Source organism: Microvirga sp. jy35 (genome assembly GCF_056148915.1).
In genome coordinates this window covers 296,951-312,445 of the sequence record NZ_JBWBEW010000002.1, presented here as the reverse complement: position 1 = coordinate 312,445, position 15,495 = coordinate 296,951, and the positions used below count along the sequence as shown (strand labels likewise).

At 62.9% G+C, this 15,495-nt stretch carries 17 protein-coding genes; 4 read left to right on the top strand and 13 right to left on the bottom strand.

Annotation, left to right across the window (positions count from 1 at the left end):
* The 13 genes from AC0QTX_RS03235 to AC0QTX_RS03175 form a co-directional block, all read right to left on the bottom strand.
* Positions 1-1,035: a branched-chain amino acid ABC transporter permease gene (locus AC0QTX_RS03235; RefSeq protein ID WP_474602383.1), complete on the bottom strand. Its 1,035-nt coding sequence runs from the start codon at positions 1,033-1,035 to the stop codon at positions 1-3.
* Positions 1,036-1,054: 19 nt separating this feature from the next.
* Positions 1,055-1,909, bottom strand: a complete 855-nt coding sequence (locus tag AC0QTX_RS03230) for a branched-chain amino acid ABC transporter permease (RefSeq protein ID WP_474602382.1) — start codon at positions 1,907-1,909, stop codon at positions 1,055-1,057.
* Between the two features lie 70 nt (positions 1,910-1,979).
* Complete coding sequence (locus AC0QTX_RS03225; protein WP_474602381.1) at positions 1,980-3,155, bottom strand: ABC transporter substrate-binding protein; 1,176 nt, start codon at positions 3,153-3,155, stop codon at positions 1,980-1,982.
* Positions 3,156-3,197: 42 nt separating this feature from the next.
* Positions 3,198-3,959 (bottom strand): GntR family transcriptional regulator, encoded by a 762-nt coding sequence (locus AC0QTX_RS03220; protein WP_474602380.1) that lies wholly within the window; start codon positions 3,957-3,959, stop codon positions 3,198-3,200.
* A 38-nt stretch (positions 3,960-3,997) separates the two neighbouring features.
* Positions 3,998-4,972 carry a PDR/VanB family oxidoreductase gene (locus AC0QTX_RS03215; RefSeq protein WP_474602379.1) on the bottom strand — a complete coding sequence of 325 codons (975 nt, stop codon included), beginning with the start codon at positions 4,970-4,972 and terminating at the stop codon, positions 3,998-4,000.
* Positions 4,973-4,980: 8 nt separating this feature from the next.
* On the bottom strand, positions 4,981-6,063 hold the full coding sequence (locus tag AC0QTX_RS03210) for an aromatic ring-hydroxylating dioxygenase subunit alpha (protein ID WP_474602378.1): 1,083 nt from the start codon (positions 6,061-6,063) through the stop codon (positions 4,981-4,983).
* A gap of 175 nt (positions 6,064-6,238) precedes the next feature.
* Entirely contained in the window at positions 6,239-7,414 is a 1,176-nt protein-coding gene (locus tag AC0QTX_RS03205; RefSeq protein ID WP_474602377.1) for an ABC transporter substrate-binding protein, read from the bottom strand.
* Positions 7,415-7,478: 64 nt separating this feature from the next.
* Entirely contained in the window at positions 7,479-7,793 is a 315-nt protein-coding gene (locus tag AC0QTX_RS03200; RefSeq protein WP_474602376.1) for a YciI family protein, read from the bottom strand.
* 4 nt (positions 7,794-7,797) lie between these two features.
* The gene (locus AC0QTX_RS03195) at positions 7,798-8,664 is read right to left on the bottom strand and encodes a class III extradiol dioxygenase family protein (RefSeq protein WP_474602375.1); all 867 of its coding nucleotides are present in this window, start codon (positions 8,662-8,664) and stop codon (positions 7,798-7,800) included.
* Positions 8,664-9,017, bottom strand: coding sequence for an extradiol ring-cleavage dioxygenase (locus tag AC0QTX_RS03190; protein WP_474602374.1), 354 nt, complete (start codon positions 9,015-9,017; stop codon positions 8,664-8,666). The genes AC0QTX_RS03195 and AC0QTX_RS03190 overlap by 1 nt, the downstream gene beginning before the upstream one ends.
* 4 nt (positions 9,018-9,021) lie before the next feature.
* Complete coding sequence (locus AC0QTX_RS03185; protein ID WP_474602373.1) at positions 9,022-9,780, bottom strand: alpha/beta fold hydrolase; 759 nt, start codon at positions 9,778-9,780, stop codon at positions 9,022-9,024.
* A gap of 48 nt (positions 9,781-9,828) precedes the next feature.
* Positions 9,829-10,815 (bottom strand): Bug family tripartite tricarboxylate transporter substrate binding protein, encoded by a 987-nt coding sequence (locus tag AC0QTX_RS03180; protein ID WP_474602372.1) that lies wholly within the window; start codon positions 10,813-10,815, stop codon positions 9,829-9,831.
* Positions 10,816-10,848: 33 nt separating this feature from the next.
* Positions 10,849-11,730: an amidohydrolase family protein gene (locus AC0QTX_RS03175; RefSeq protein ID WP_474602371.1), complete on the bottom strand. Its 882-nt coding sequence runs from the start codon at positions 11,728-11,730 to the stop codon at positions 10,849-10,851.
* Between the two features lie 146 nt (positions 11,731-11,876).
* Here AC0QTX_RS03175 and AC0QTX_RS03170 point away from each other — a divergent pair, with 146 nt between their 5' ends.
* The 4 genes from AC0QTX_RS03170 (at position 11,877) to AC0QTX_RS03155 (ending at position 15,462) form a co-directional block, all read left to right on the top strand.
* On the top strand, positions 11,877-12,836 hold the full coding sequence (locus AC0QTX_RS03170; RefSeq protein ID WP_474602370.1) for a LysR substrate-binding domain-containing protein: 960 nt from the start codon (positions 11,877-11,879) through the stop codon (positions 12,834-12,836).
* A gap of 95 nt (positions 12,837-12,931) precedes the next feature.
* A complete protein-coding gene (locus AC0QTX_RS03165; protein ID WP_474602369.1) occupies positions 12,932-14,020 on the top strand; it encodes a 4-oxalomesaconate tautomerase in 1,089 nt (362 codons plus the stop codon).
* Positions 14,021-14,050: 30 nt separating this feature from the next.
* A complete protein-coding gene (locus AC0QTX_RS03160) occupies positions 14,051-14,773 on the top strand; it encodes a PIG-L deacetylase family protein (RefSeq protein ID WP_474602368.1) in 723 nt (240 codons plus the stop codon).
* A 5-nt stretch (positions 14,774-14,778) separates the two neighbouring features.
* Positions 14,779-15,462, top strand: a complete 684-nt coding sequence (locus tag AC0QTX_RS03155; RefSeq protein ID WP_474602404.1) for a 4-carboxy-4-hydroxy-2-oxoadipate aldolase/oxaloacetate decarboxylase — start codon at positions 14,779-14,781, stop codon at positions 15,460-15,462.
* Positions 15,463-15,495: the final 33 nt, after the last annotated feature.

The window sequence follows — 15,495 nt, the reverse complement described above, 5'->3', positions numbered from 1 at the left end:
TCACACCTCCCGGGCAGACGTTTTCGGCAGCGTCTCAGGACGTTTGACCGTACGGCCGGCCAGTCCCTTCCAGAGCGTCCTCACGCGCTCGGTCAGGCGCTCGCGACCCGCGAGCACGATGATGACCAGGATCAGTCCGATCCAGAACTGCCAATATTGCGGCGTCCAGGCCGAGATGATGTCCTGCAGTACCTTGAAGACGATGGCCCCGATGAGACCGCCATAGAGATATCCGACGCCGCCGATCACGAGCACGAGCATCACGTCGGCAGAGCGATGGAAGGCGAGGACGTCGAGCGACACGAACTGCGTGGTCTGCGCCAGCAGGGCCCCCGCTACGCCTGCATAAGCGGCCGCGAGCGTATAGACGGCGACCAGGCGACGGTTGACCGGGATGCCGACAGCGCGGGCCTTCAGGGGATTGTCACGGATCGAGCGCAGCGAGAGGCCATAGGGTGAAACGACGATCCTGCGCGCGACGATGAAGAGCAGGAAGGTAACAGTGAGGCTGTACGCATAGGCCGTTGTGCCGAAGATGTCGAACTCGAACAGACCGAGGATGGGTCCCATGGTGATCCCCTGAAGACCGTCCGCGCCACCCGTGAGCCAGGAGGCCTGGTTAGCGACCTCGCCCAGAACGAGTGCAACCCCTAGCGTCACCATCAGCTTGGTCAGATCGGAGCCCCGCAGCACGAGAAAGCTGGTCACGAAGCCCAGGATCGCAGCGGCTATCGCCGCTGCTCCCAACCCAAGCAACGGATCTGCGATCCCGTCCCTCGCCAGAATTCCGGCCGTGTACGCCCCCAGCCCGAAGAATGCTGCATGGCCGAGCGACACGATGCCGGCATAGCCGAGAATGAGGTCGAGGGAGAGCGCGAAGAGACCAATGATCGCGATCTCGTTCAGGATGAGATGCCGCTCGGGCAGGAAGTACAGGGTCGCGGCGGCGATGAGCCAGAAGAGAATTTCGCCAATTCCCCATCGCCCCCTTCGGACCAGGGTTGTTCTGACGTGATCGGCGATGCTCGTCGACATAGGTTCAGTTCCTGTTGGATCAGCGCGCACGTTCGAAGAGCCCCTGCGGGCGCAGAACGAGAACGACGATCATCAGCGTGTAGATGACGAAGGCGCCGACGCTCGGCACGTAGTACTTGCCGGCCACATCGGCGATGCCGAGGAGGAGCGAGGCCAGAAACGGCCCGGTGATGCTGGTCGTCCCGCCGACCGTGACGACGATCAGGAAGTAGATCATGAACTTGAGCGGAAATGTCGGGTCGAGGCCGAGGATCTCCGCGCCGAGTGCCCCGCCCAGCCCGGCAAGCCCGGAGCCGAACGCGAAAGTCGTAGCGAAGATCAGGCTCACGTTGATGCCGAGCCCGCGCGCGACGCGGGGATCGTCCACCGCAGCCCTCAGGCGGCTGCCGAAGCGGGTCTTGGTGAGGATAAGCTGAAGAGCAACCACGAGCGCACCGCAGATGGCGATGATGAAGCTGCGATAGAGGCCGACCTGAACGCCGAGAATATCGATGCGGCCCTGGAGCCATGTGGGAAGCTGGATCAGCTGCTGCTGCGAGCCGAAGCTGTAGTCGACGGCAGCGACCGCCATGAAGACAAGCCCAATGGAGAACAGCACCTGATCCAGGTGGCTGCGGGTATAGAGCCGCTTGTAAAGGGTTCTCTCAAGCACAAGACCGAGGATTGCCGGGACAATGAAGGCAAGCGGCAGGGTTGCCAGGAAAGGCACGCCGATCCGGTTCATCAGCACGGCCGTGACGTAACCGCCGGCCATGGCGAAGGCGCCATGGGCGAGATTGACGAAATTCATCAGGCCGAGCGTGACGGCCAAGCCGCAGGCCAGCACGAACAGAAGCATGCCGTAGGCAATGCCATCGAAGAGAATGGTCAGCACCGCGTTCTCCGCAAAACTCGTTCCCGAGGGGCGCCGCGCTGAACGGCGCCCCTCTTGTTGGTATCGTCAATCAGTTGGCCTTGGCGGCTTTGACCGGGTCCTTGACGTTGGGGATCGTGGCAAACTCCACGTTGTAGAGCTCCCCGTCCTTGCGCTCCACTTTCCGCACATAGATGTTCTGGATGATGTCGCGGGTCTGCGGATCGATCGACACCGGACCGCGCGGGCTGGTCCAGCTCATGCCTTTCATGGCGTCGATCAGCGCCTGGCCGCCCTGGCCGTTGGTCTTCTTCAGGCCCTCGTAGATCAGGTGCATGCCGTCATAGCCGCCCACCGCCATGAAGTTCGGGCGCATGCTGGGATTGGCCTTCTTGAACGCTTCCACGAAGGCCTTGTTCTCGGGGCTGTCATGAGAGGCGGAGTAGTGCTGGGTCGTGATGGCGCCCAGTGCCACATCGCCCATGCCGTTCAGGATGTCATCATCGGTCACGTCGCCGGGTCCGATCAGCTTGACGCCGCTCTTGTCGAGGCCGCGCTCCACGAACTGCTTCATGAACTGCGCGCCGATGCCTGACGGCACGAAGACGAAGAGCGCGTCGGGCTTGGCGTCGGCCACCTTCTGCAGGAAGGGCGAGAAGTCCGGGTTTGCCAGCGGCACCCGCAGGTTCTCAACCTGACCGCCCTTGGCCGCAAACGCGCCGGTAAACGCCTTCTCGGCGTCGATGCCGGGGCCGTAATCGGACACCAGCGTCGTCACCTTCTTGATGCCGTTTTGCGCAGCCCACTCCGCCATCGGCACGGTGGCCTGGGGAAGGGTGAAGCTGGTGCGAACGATGAAGGGCGAGGCCTCCGTGATCGTCGAGGTCGCCGCAGCCATGACGACGGCCGGCACTTTTGCCTGGGTGGCAAGCGGGGCTGGGGCAAGGGCGAGTGGCGTCAGGCCGAAGCCCGCCATGACGCTGATCTTGTCGTTGACGATCAGCTCCTGGGCCAGGCGCTTGGTCACGTCCGCCACGCCCGTGTCGTCCTTGACGATCAGCTGGATCTTCCGGCCCGCCACCGTGTCGCCCTTCTGCTGCATGTACAGCTTGGCTGCCGCCTCGATCTGCCGCCCCGTCGAGGCGAACGGCCCCGTCATCGGCAGGATCAAACCGATCTTCACCGTCTCCTGCGCCAGAGCTGCCCCGCTCAGGGCCAGCGTCACAGCCGCCGCTCCCGCAGCCCTCAAGAATGTCCGACGTCGCATGTGCTTCTCCCTCTTTCTCTTTGGCGTATTCGCCTTTGCAGCTCAGGCACGGATGCGCCTCTTGATGAGCACCGAACCCGGCACGAGATCCATGTCCCTTTGGTTTGTCAGTGCACGCTCCAGATTGCGATGAGCAATGCGGGCGTGTTCGCGCATGATGGCTTCAGCGCGGGCGCCCTCCCGTCGCTCGATGGCCGCAAGAACGCAGTGATGCTGGTCCTGGGCCACGCTGAGGATGTAATTCATCTCCGGGGAGCGCGACTGGACAGGCACCAGGGCGCTGGGCGAGGCGAACGGCAATGCATTGACCCGTTCGAGCTGCCGGGCGAGCGCCTGGCTGTCGGCCATGCCGATCAGAATGTCGTGGAAGCGGGCGTTCAGCTCGACGTAGCGCAACAGATCGATTTCAGCCTTGCCGCGACGCATGACGTCGTCGATCGCCTCGAGGCAGCCGGCCGCATTGCGGAGCTCCGTTCGACCGACGCCGCGCTCCGCTGCCAGACGCGCTGCAAGGCCCTCGAGCGTCCCTCGGATCTCGATTGCCTCGAAGACCTCTTTCTCGGAGAAGGTCTTGACGGAGAAGCCGCCGGAGGGAATCGCTTCCAGCAATCCCTCCTCTTCCAGCCGCACGAGCGCCATGCGGACCGGCGTCCGGGAGACACCGAGGCGCTCGACCATCTGCAGCTCGGAAACCCGCTCGCCGGGATTGAGCTCGCCGCGCAGGACGAGTTCGCGTAGGGCGAGTTGCGCCCTCACGGTCTGCGTCACCGAGCGGTCGTTGCCATTCTCCCCGGCCTTGATCATGGTCCCCTCAATTTCTTTCCGTGCTCAAGCTAGGCCGTTCATGCGGCCCTGTCAGCCGTGTCGATGATGATATCTCCGCCGGCGACCCTGGACACGCAGGTACATAGCTTCCTGTTCTCGGCCTTCTCCTCGTCGCTGAAGAACACGTCCCGGTGATCGACCGTGCCGGTCGTCTCGACAATGTAGAGGGCGCAGAGACCGCACTCGCCCCGGCGGCAATCGGAAATCATCGCGACTCCGGCACCCTCCAGGGCTTCGAGCATGGTCTTGTTGTGCGGAACATCGACTTCCATCCCGAGCCGCGGGATCTTCACCTTGAAGGCCTCGGTGGCATAGCGGCCGCTGTTGCCGAAGGTCTCGAAGCGAAGCTGGTCCACGGCCCGGCCGCTCCTCTGCCATGCGCGCTTGGCTGCCTCCAGCATCCCGATGGGACCGCAGACATAGAGCTCCCCGCCGGGTGTAAGCCGGACTATCTCCGCGTCCAGATCCACGCGGGCTCCCTCTTCGTCGAGAAACACCTGCAGCCGGTCTCCGATCTGCTCCCGCATCTCCTCGGCGAGAGCCATGTCCTGCCGGCTCCGGCAGGCGTAGAGCACGCGGAAGTTCGCGCCGGCATGTGCGAGAGCCAGCGCCATACTGAAGATCGGCGTGATGCCGATGCCGCCCGCAAGCAGGAGATATTCCGGCCGCCCTAAGCTGAGATCAAAGTGATTGCCAGGGGTCGAGATGCTGAGCTGAGCGCCGGGCGAGAGGCTCCACATGTAGAGCGACCCGCCGCGGCTGTCAGGCAAGCGCTTCACGGCAATCCGGTAAAGCCCGTCCGTGCACGGGCCGACGACAGAATAGGAGCGCACATCCGGCCGCTCCCCGATCTGCACCCCCACATTGATATGGCTTCCCGGCGTCGGTGCGACGAACTCTCCCTCCGGCTCGATCTCGAAGAGCCGGATATCCGGGGTGAGATCCCGCACCGATCGCAAGGTTCCTTTTCGCCATTCGACCTGCTTGCTCATCGTCGAACCTACTCGGCCGCCTCGCTGGGCACGGGAACCGGCTGCCCGTGCTCGGCTTCCAGCATCGTGTCGATCAGCTTGCGGGCCCAGAGGGCGCCAGCATCGATGTTGAGGTTGTAGAATGGCAGGCGCGGGTTCTTGTCGATAGCGATCTGCTGGGCTTCGAGCACCACGTGGTCCTGATCGTACACGCCCTTGCCTTCGTTGACGTGGGCCTTGTTGATATCCTTCGTGAGCTGCTCGTCATCCGTGCGGAAGGTCCGCACGAAGTTCCAGAAATAGTGGCAGCTCTTGTCGGTTTCCGGCGTGATGGCAGCCAGGAACGCGCCATTGACACCCTGCGAGCGATCACCCTGCGGCGCACCGGTTCCGGCCACGGCCACACCCACGTCGCCAACTACTGTCGAGGGCGCCTGGAAGTAGATGATCTGCCACCGGTCTACATGCTCGCCCGGCCTGTCGAGCTGCTTGGCCCAGAAGGGCGGCGGCTCGATATTGGTCATCCAGCGGGTCACGGTTGCCGTGCGATCCGTATGGGTAACGTCGAAGGGCGCACTGGTGATCGCCTCATCGCCGATGCTGCCTGCATGAACATAAGTCTCGTGCGTCAGGTCCATGAGGTTATCGATCACGAGGCGGTAGTCGCATTTCAGATTGTAAAAGGTGCCGCCCTCGCCAACCCATTCGGTGCCGTCGTTCCAGTGGAAGTCGGGAATCTTGTTCGGGTCGGCAAGCGCGGGATCGCCGGGCCATACCCAGACAAGTCGATGGCGTTCGACCACAGGATAGGCGCGCACGCAGGCCGATGGATTGATGGTCTTCTGTGCGGGCATGTAAGTGCAGCGGCCGGCAGCGTTGAAGACGAGGCCATGATAACCGCAGACCACCTCGTCACCCTTGAGATGGCCCATGGAGAGGGGCAGCAGCCGGTGCCAGCACGCATCCTCCAGGACGGCGACTTGGCCGTCCGAGCGGCGGTAGAGCACCATATCCTTGTTGCAGATCGTCCGCGCCGCCAGCTCGTGCTTGATTTCATGGCTCCAGGCTGCGGCGTACCACGCGTTTAGCGGAAACGGTCGGGCATCTGTCATGGTCTTCCTCCACGGATGCAGAATGTATACAGGCACTTGCTTGGAACAATTATACGAAGGGCTATTATGGCCGAATTTCGATGTTGCAGAGCAGCAAACCAGAAAATTTACAGTATGGTGTATACAGTAAGAAGCGCCGCATGAGGGGTGCGGCGCTTCTCGTGACGTGGCGGGATCAGTTGGCCTTGGCGGCTTTGACCGGGTCCTTGACGTTGGGGATCGTGGCAAACTCCACGTTGTAGAGCTCCCCGTCCTTGCGCTCCACTTTCCGCACATAGATGTTCTGGATGATGTCGCGGGTCTGCGGATCGATCGACACCGGACCGCGCGGGCTGGTCCAGCTCATGCCTTTCATGGCGTCGATCAGCGCCTGGCCGCCCTGGCCGTTGGTCTTCTTCAGGCCCTCGTAGATCAGGTGCATGCCGTCATAGCCGCCCACCGCCATGAAGTTCGGGCGCGCCCCATTGCTGATCTTCTTGAAGGCCTCTACGAAAGCCTTGTTCTCAGGGCTGTCGTGAGACGCGGAGTAGTGGTGTGTGGTTATGGCGCCCAGTGCTACATCCCCGATGTTGTTGAGCAGATCGTCGTCCGTCACGCTTCCTTCAGCCAGGAGTCGTATGCCGCTCTTGTCGAGGCCGCGCTCCACGAACTGCTTCATGAACTGCGCACCCACGCCGGAGGGTACGAAGGCCAGAAGCGCGTCGGGCTTGGCGTCGGCCACCTTCTGCAGGAAGGGCGAGAAGTCGGGGTTTGCCAGCGGCACCCGCAGGTTCTCCACTTGGCCGCCCGCCTTGGTGAAGACTTCCGTGAAGGCCTTCTCCACGTCGATGCCCGGGCCATAGTCCGAAACCAGCGTCACGACTTTCTTGAGACCGTTCTTGGCAGCCCAATCGGCAAGAGGAACAGTGGCTTGGGCCGCCGTGAAGCTGGTGCGAACGATGAAGGGCGAAGCCTCCGTGATCGTCGAGGTCGCCGCAGCCATGACGACGGCAGGAACCTTGCCCTGCGTCGCCAATGGACCCGAGGCGAGGGCCAGAGGGGTGAGGCCGAAGCCCGCCATGACGCTGATCTTGTCGTTGACGATCAGCTCCTGGGCCAGGCGCTTGGTCACGTCCGCCACGCCCGTGTCGTCCTTGACGATCAGCTGGATCTTCCGGCCCGCCACCGTGTCGCCCTTCTGCTGCATGTACAGCTTGGCTGCCGCCTCGATCTGCCGCCCCGTCGAGGCGAACGGCCCCGTCATCGGCAGGATCAAACCGATCTTCACCGTCTCCTGCGCCAGAGCTGCCCCGCTCAGGGCCAGCGTCACAGCCGCTGCTCCCGCAGCCCTCAAGAATGTCCGACGTTTCATTCGCTTCCTCCTGATGATTGTTATGGCCTGGGCTCTTGGACGGCCCGACCTTCTGTTTCCGCTCCTACCGTGTCATGGGATCGATCCGGTGAGCCTGGAACCGTGAGGCGAGAGCCGTAATCTCAATGGATTCCACAAGGCCCGTGCGGGCAAACGGATCGTTCTCCGCGAAAGCCTGTGCGGCCTCCCGCGTGGGAGCCTCCAGAATCCCGAAATTACCCAGCGGCGCCTCGGCGTCATCCTCAGTAAGGGCACTGCCGATCAGCACCCTGGCGAGGCCGCCTCCCCCTGTAGCGACATGATGGCGATGCGCGTCCCTGTGCTGCTCGCGCAGGTCCGCCATGCCCGGTTTATGGCGGCAGATCATGAGCCAATACATGGTGTCATGCCGCCACGGCCGGAGAAGCCGTCGCCTCGTTTTCCATCACGATCATGCCGGCGCCTGTCATGGACGCGGGAACGAAGTAGTGCTTGTGCCGGACGACCACATCGCGATCCATGGCTCCGCGCATGACGAGCCACATCATCAGCTCCGCCCCCTCGCTGCCGAACATCTCCACATATTGCTCCCGGGACATGCCCGCGAGCCTGTCTGGATCGGTAGCGATGTCGTTCAGGAAAGCTTGGTCTGCCTGCGGGTTCACGAACCCCGCACGAGCTCCCTGCAATTGGTGGGACAGGCCGCCTGTGCCGAGAACGACGACGCGTTCGTTGCCGGGATAGCTCTCGATGGCTTGGCGCAGGACGTGGCCCATCTCGTAGCACCGGCTCGGAAGCGGGATCGGATACTGGATCACGTTGACGAAGATCGGCACCACGCGCACCGGCCACTCGGCGGGGCGGCCCCAGAACAGCTCCATGGGAACCTGAATACCGTGGTCCACCTCGATCTCCTGGCAGATCATGGGGTCGAACCGGTTCTCGATCAGGGTATCGATGAAATGCCAGGAGAAATCGACTGCACCCTTGAACGGCGGGATGGCTCGGGGGCCCCAGCCCTCGTCGACCGGACGGTACTCCTCGGCACAGCCCACCGCAAAGGTCGGCACCTTGTCGAGGAAGAAGGAATTACCGTGGTCGTTGAAGATCACGACCGCCACATCGGGCTTATGCTCCTTCACCCATTCCTGCCCTGGAATGTACCCGTCGAAGAACGGCTTCCAGTCCGGCGTGTCGCGCAGGCCTTTGTCGATTGCTGCGCCGATCGAGGGAACGTGGGACGTTCCCAATCCTCCGATGAGCTTCGCCATTATACTTTCTTCCCTAAACGGTTGCGCAGAAAATCGTCGTGCTCCATGCCCGCCTGATGGGCGCCGATCTCGGTGATGCGAACTGGATCGACGGCGGAGATCTTGAGGATGAAGAACAGGTTGCCGCCGAGCCGCACCATCTCGCGCCAGTTGCGCGTCATGACGGCCTCCTTCTCCTCCGCCGTCAGGCCGAAGCGGTCGAGATAGGCACTCTCATCCTGCTTGAACGCCTCGCGACTCTCGGGCCTGCTCAGGCCCATGGCCATCTTGTTGATGCGATACCCGCCCAGCGATCGCTTCCGGTCGAAGAGCGGCGTGTCGGGGATCTGATCCTGCCCTGACTTCTCGTCCATGATGTCATTTCTCCATCGCTGCGGCGGCGTGCGTGCCCGCGAGCTTGCTCTCAAAGCCCAGCCAGCGCAACAAGGCGTCGGACACTTGCTCCGGCTGCTCGAGCAGGGTCATGTGACCGCTGTCTTCGATGACGACCAGTTCGGCATTTGGAATGTGGGCTGCCAATTCCTCGTGTTGCGCGAGAGGGCTCCACCGGTCCTGGCGCCCAACCATGACGAGGGTCGGGCACGTGATGCTCGCAAGACGAGGCACCAGGTTCGGACGATTGAGGAGCGCCAGGATCTGCCGCTGATGCTGCTCGGGAGTTGCCCGCTTCACCATTTCCTTGAGAGGAGCAAGAAGCGCCTGATCCTCCACGCGATCTGCATGGACCATGGGCGGGAGCCATCGGTCGGCGAGAGCCCCCATACCCTCTGCAAAGGCCAGATCCACCAGCACCTGCCGCTTGGCTTCTTCGCCTTCCCGACGGGAGTCGACACCGGTGTCGATGAGGGCGAGTTTCCGGATTCGCTCTGGCGCAAGATGCACCATCTCCATGGCCACCCGGGCGCCCATGGAATGGCCGACGGCAATGATCGGACCCTCCACCATTGCCAGCGCCGAAAGCGCCATGGCTTCGAGAGAATCGTGCTCGGAAAAGTCGGCGACGAGAACATGCGCATGGGGGCTAAGAGCCTCGATCTGCGCCGTCCAGACACTCGCATCGCACAGGAGCCCCGGCAGGAGAATGATCGTCGGACCCTCGTTCGATGCCGTCATCATTGCGCTCCAGAGACCGTGCTTGACTGAACCCTGATCAACGGCCTGTCCTCACTGCTTCGGAATACCGGCTTTCTCGATCACCGCCCGCCACTTGTCGATATCGGACTGGAGACGCTGCTTCAGTTCCGCAGGCGTCTCACTGCGCGCCTCGATGCCGAGTTCCAGCAGCCGCGCCTTGATCTCCTGCGTCGCAAGGATCTCCTTCAGAGCGGCGTTCAGCTTCTGAAGGATCGACTCGGGCGTTCCCTTCGGGGCGAAAAGAGCATTCCAGGACGTGACGTCGAAGGCTGAGATGCCTGCTTCCTGAACGGTCGGAACGTCAGGCATCGCGGGGGACCGGCGGGGCCCAGATGTGGCCAGGGCCCTTACCTGCTGCCCTTCCAAGGCCGATTTCAGCGCGGCCTGGGAGTCGATCAGCAGATGCGTATCATTCCGGATCAACGACACGATTGCGTCCGGCGTGTTGCGGAACGGGACGTGCCGGAAATCGACACCCGCCTCGCCCTTAAAAAGGACCGAAGTGAGATGCTGGGTACTGCCGACCGCAATGGTCGAAACGTTCAGAGTGCCCGGCTTGTCCTTGGCGGCCTGGATCAGATCCTTGAAGGCCTTGTACTCGGAGTTCGCGTTCACCACGAACAGAAAATCGAAGGTGCCAAGCGTCGAGATCGGAACGAAATCGTTCAACGGGTCGAACGGCAGGTTGGCGAAGAGCGGCACGCTCACGGCCGTTCCGTTCGTGAGCATCGTCAGGGTCTGCCCGTCGGGCGCGCTCGACAGAGCCGCGCGCGCTGCGGTGATGCCGCCGGCACCCGGCATGTTCTCGACGATGAAGCGCTGGCCCATCTTCTCGCTGAGCTTCTCGGCAACGATCCGGATCGTGACGTCGGCCACGCCGCCGGCGCCGAAAGGCACGATGATCTTGACCGGCCGCGTGGGGTAATCGGCCTGTGCCTGGGCTGGCCCGGACAGTGTCAGCCCCATGGCCATCGCCAGTCCCAGCAGCATCGATCGTCTGGTGGCCGTTGCGAACATGCGTGTGTTTCCTCTTTAGCTCTTGATCTTTTTCTATCCCTGCCCGAAGCGGAACAGGCGCGTCGGGTTGTCGACGAGAAGCTTCTGCCGGAGTGCGGGTTCCGGCGCGTACAGCGGCACGAGATCCACAAGGTCGCCGTCATCGGGCATGACGGGCACATTCGGATGGGGCCAGTCTGTCCCCCAAAGAACGCGATCCGGGGCGGCCTCGACGAAAGCACGGCCGAAAGGAGCCACGTCGTGGAACGGCGGGCCTGCGCGCGAGATGCGCTCCGGACAGGAGACCTTCACCCAGCACTTCTCGTCATCCCGCAGGAGATCGAGCAGAGCGACGAACCCGGGCTGGTCGAGGCCCTGGCTCGCATCAACGACGCCCATATGGTCGATCACATAGGGCACCGGAAGGCTCATCAGCCGGGGCCGGAACTCAGGGATCAGGGTTGCCGGGAGATAGAGATCGACGTGCCATCCGAGACCCGCAATGCGCTCCACAATCCGATCGAAGGCGCTCATGTCGGGCATCGTTCCGAGCCGCGGCAGGAAGGTGAACCGGCACCCCTCAATCCCAGCCTCCGCCAGATCCCTCAAGTGCCGGTCGCCGAACGTCTCATCCACATTGGCAATGCCTTTGTACCGTCCCCCGCTCTGTGCAATGGCATCGGTGACGACCCGGTTGTCGCGTCCATGGGGCGTAGCATTGACGATCACCGCCCGTTCGACGCCGAGACGGTCGTGCAAAGCGCGGAACATCTCCAGCGGCGCATCCGGCGGCGTATAGGGCCGTTCCGGAACATAGGGATAGCTGCGGTCGGGTCCGAAGATATGGCAATGGGTATCGCAGCTTCCGGGCGGAAGCTTGAACGAAGGGACCCGCGGGTCGGGATGCGGCGGCGGGATCGTAGGCCCTGACGTCATGCGGCGGATCGGCCCTCGTCACGAATTGGGAGCAGGTGCTGGACCATAAGAAAGGCAATAGAGCCGAAATGAAGCAAATGGATTGTTTTTGGCCATTGATGAATATACTTCATAAGTGGCAGACGACCTCTCATCATGGATTCTCCATGCGCATCGATTTCCTTGGGCTCCACGCCTTCGTTGCCATCGCGGAACGCGGCAGCTTTCAGCTGGCGGCGGCGCATCTCAACCTGTCGCAGACGGCGCTCAGCCACCGGATCCGCAAGCTGGAGGAAGACCTCGGGGTAAAACTCCTGTCCCGCACCACGCGAGAGGTGTCGCTCACTCAGGCCGGCCTCAATCTTCTGCCCAAGGTGAAAGGAACCATCGAAAGCCTGTCGGGCTCCCTGGATACGCTCCGTCACGAGGGGCGCAGTCGTCAGGAAACGCTCTCCATTGGATGTCTGCCCACGATCGCGTCCGGCCGGCTTCCTTTCGCTCTGCGGCGCTTCCAAGAAAGGCACCCGGACGTGGTTCTCCGGATTTACGACAACTCAGCCACCGAGATCAGCAACCTGGTTCAGGACGAAACCATCGCATTCGGAATCACCCTGGTTGCCGCTCACAGGTGGGACTTCGACATCGAGATGCTGATCAAGGACCCCTTCACCCTCGTCTGCCCTGAGGATCACCCCCTGGCCTCTCAACCTGCCGTGAGCTGGTCGGATCTCACGGAAGAGCCCTTGATCAGGATCAGCCCGCAGACAGGTAATCGCATGATCATCGACGATGCCCTGGGAAGCCGCCGGGAAGGCCTGACCTGGCGTTTCGAGGTTCAGCACATCCAGACGGCCGTTGCCCTGGTCAAGGCTGGAGTCGCGCTGACCGTGATCCCCAGCCGGGCCTTCGATTCCGTCGACGAGCGCGGCCTCAAGCTCGTGCCCCTGCGCAACCCGAGCATCACCCGCCAGCTCGGCATCGTTTCACGGCGCGGAACGCCCCTCTCGCCGCTGGCCGACGAGCTCCGCAAGATCATCGTTGAGGTCTTCACCGGGGAAGAGCGCATCAATCAAAAGCGCGCCACGAAACTTTCCCAGGGCGTGAAAAAAATTCATCAAAAGCCATAAACAAACCATTTGCTGCATAAAGCTCCCTGATGCACCCTCCCCGGACCTCATCTGTCATATCAGGGAGAAGGACCATTCAGCCTCGTATTCCTTGCATGATCCTTCGGGGTGGCACTTCCAAGGGCGCCTATTTCCTGGCTGACGATCTCCCATCCGATCCGGTGCGCCGCGATGCGCTGCTCCTGTCGGTGATGGGTTCGCCCGATCCGCGCCAGATCGACGGTATCGGCGGCGCTCACCCGCTGACGAGCAAGATCGCCATCGTGTCCAAATCGAAGCGCTCAGACTGCGACATCGACTTCCTTTTTGGCCAAGTCGGGATTGACAAGCCGAAGGTGGATGTCACGCCCAACTGCGGCAACATCCTTGCGGGCGTCGCGCCTTTCGCAATCGAACGCGGCCTCGTGAAGGCAGCCGATCCCGTGACACGGGTGCGGGTGCATACGGTCAACACGGGAACAATCGCTGAACTCACGGTGCAGACACGCGACGGCCACGTGATCTATGGCGGCGATGCCCGCATTGACGGCGTGCCGGGCACCGCGGCACCCATCGCAGTCGAATTCCTCGATGCTGCCGGCTCCGTTTGCGGCTCCCTGCTGCCGACCGGCAATGTGGTGGATCGCGTCGCCGGTGTGGACGTGACCCTGATCGACAACGGCATGCCTGTCGTCGTGCTCGAGGCCTCCGCCGTCGGGCGCACGGGGTACGAACCGCGCGATGTGCTCGACAAGGACACAGAGTTGAAAGCTCGCCTGGAGGAGATCCGCTTAGAGGCCGGCAAGCTCATGGGGCTCGGAGACGTCTCATCCAAGGTCGTCCCGAAGATGGCCCTGGTGGCGCCTCCCGCCGCCGGAGGGCATGTCTGCACCCGCAGCTTCATTCCGCACGAATGCCACGCGTCCATCGGGGTCTTTGCTGCCGTGACGGTCGCGACGGCCTGCGTGCTGCCGGGCTCACCCGCATCCCGGGTGGCTCAGATCCCGCCGGGACGCGAGAAGACCCTCTCGGTGGAGCACCCCACCGGCGAGTTCGGCGTGGTGATCGAGGTGGGCGGGACTGTTGAGAACCCTGTCGTCGAGAAGGCCGGTCTCCTTCGCACCGCCCGCCTGCTCTTCGAGGGCCATGTTTTTGCGCATGAAACTCTGGCACACCCCGCTGAAGCCGGGCGTGATGCTGTCTAGATTGTTTGAACACTTCCTTCCGAGGCCACTATGACTGCTGGAAAGACCGGACTTGTCGTTACTGCCCATCCTGGTGACTTCGTGTGGCGTGCGGGCGGCGGCATCGCGCTTCACGCGAAGAAGGGCTATCGCATGAAGATCGTCTGCCTCTCGTTTGGTGAGCGCGGCGAAAGCCAGTGGGCCTGGAAGAAAGGCGACATCTCGCTCACCGAGGTGAAGGCTCAGCGGCGCGAGGAGGCCGAGCGCGCCGCCGACGTGCTCGGCGCCGAGATCGAATTCTTCGATGCAGGCGACTACCCGCTCCACACCACTCCGGAGATGCTGGATCGTCTGGTCGACGTCTACAGGGAGCTCAAGCCTTCCTTCGTGCTCACGCACTCCCTGGAGGATCCCTACAATGTGGACCATCCGGAGGCGACCCGCTTTGCGCAGGAGGCGCGCATCATCGCCCAGGCGGCCGGGCATAAGCCGACCCCGGACTTGGCCTACAATGCGCCGCCGGTTTTCCTGTTCGAGCCGCACCAGCCAGAGCAGTGCAACTACAAGCCCAACGTGATCCTCAACATCGACGATGTGTGGGAGACCAAGCGCAAGGCCTTCGAGATCCTGGCAGCGCAGAAGCACCTGTGGGAATACTACACCCGCGTGGCTTTGAATCGCGGCATGCAGGGCGGGCGCAACTCCGGGCGTGCCATGACCTATGGCGAAGCCTATCAGCGCATCTTCCCCCAGGTGGTCGAGGAACTCGCATGAAACCTATGGTCGTCACCAACACGCCGCGCATCGGCCAAGACGTCGTTGACCGGCTAGCGGATCTCGGCGTCGCGACTGCCCACGAGGCTATGGGCCGCTCAGGGCTCATGAAGCCCTATATGCGGCCGATCTGGCCGGGAGCCCAGGTAGCCGGCAGCGCCGTGACGGTGCTGGCGCAGCCCGGCGACAACTGGATGATCCATGTGGCCGTAGAGCAGTGCAAGCCCGGCGATATTCTGGTCGTGGGCGTGACCACCGACAACACCGACGGCATGTTCGGCGATCTGCTGGCAACCTCTCTCAAGGCGCGTGGCGTGGTCGGCCTCGTCATCGACGCGGGCGTACGCGATGTGAACACCTTGACCGAGATGGGTTTCCCCGTCTGGTCTCGCGCCATCTCGGCCAAGGGGACGGTGAAGGCAACCCTAGGTTCCGTCAACGTTCCCGTGGTCTGCGCAGGGGCGCTGGTGAAGCCCGGCGACGTGATCGTCGCCGATGACGACGGCGTTCTGGTGGTGCCGCGACGGGAAGCAGAAGCCGTGGCAGCCGCGGGCGAAGCGCGTGTTGCCAACGAAGGCTTAAAGCGCGAGCAGCTCGCCTCCGGGGTTCTGGGCCTCGACCTCTACAAGATGCGCGAGTCCCTGGAAAAGGCGGGCCTCACTTATGTCGAATACAAGGATGAGGAGTAGGGGCGCAGCCCCTCTCCTTCTGCGGGATGGCGG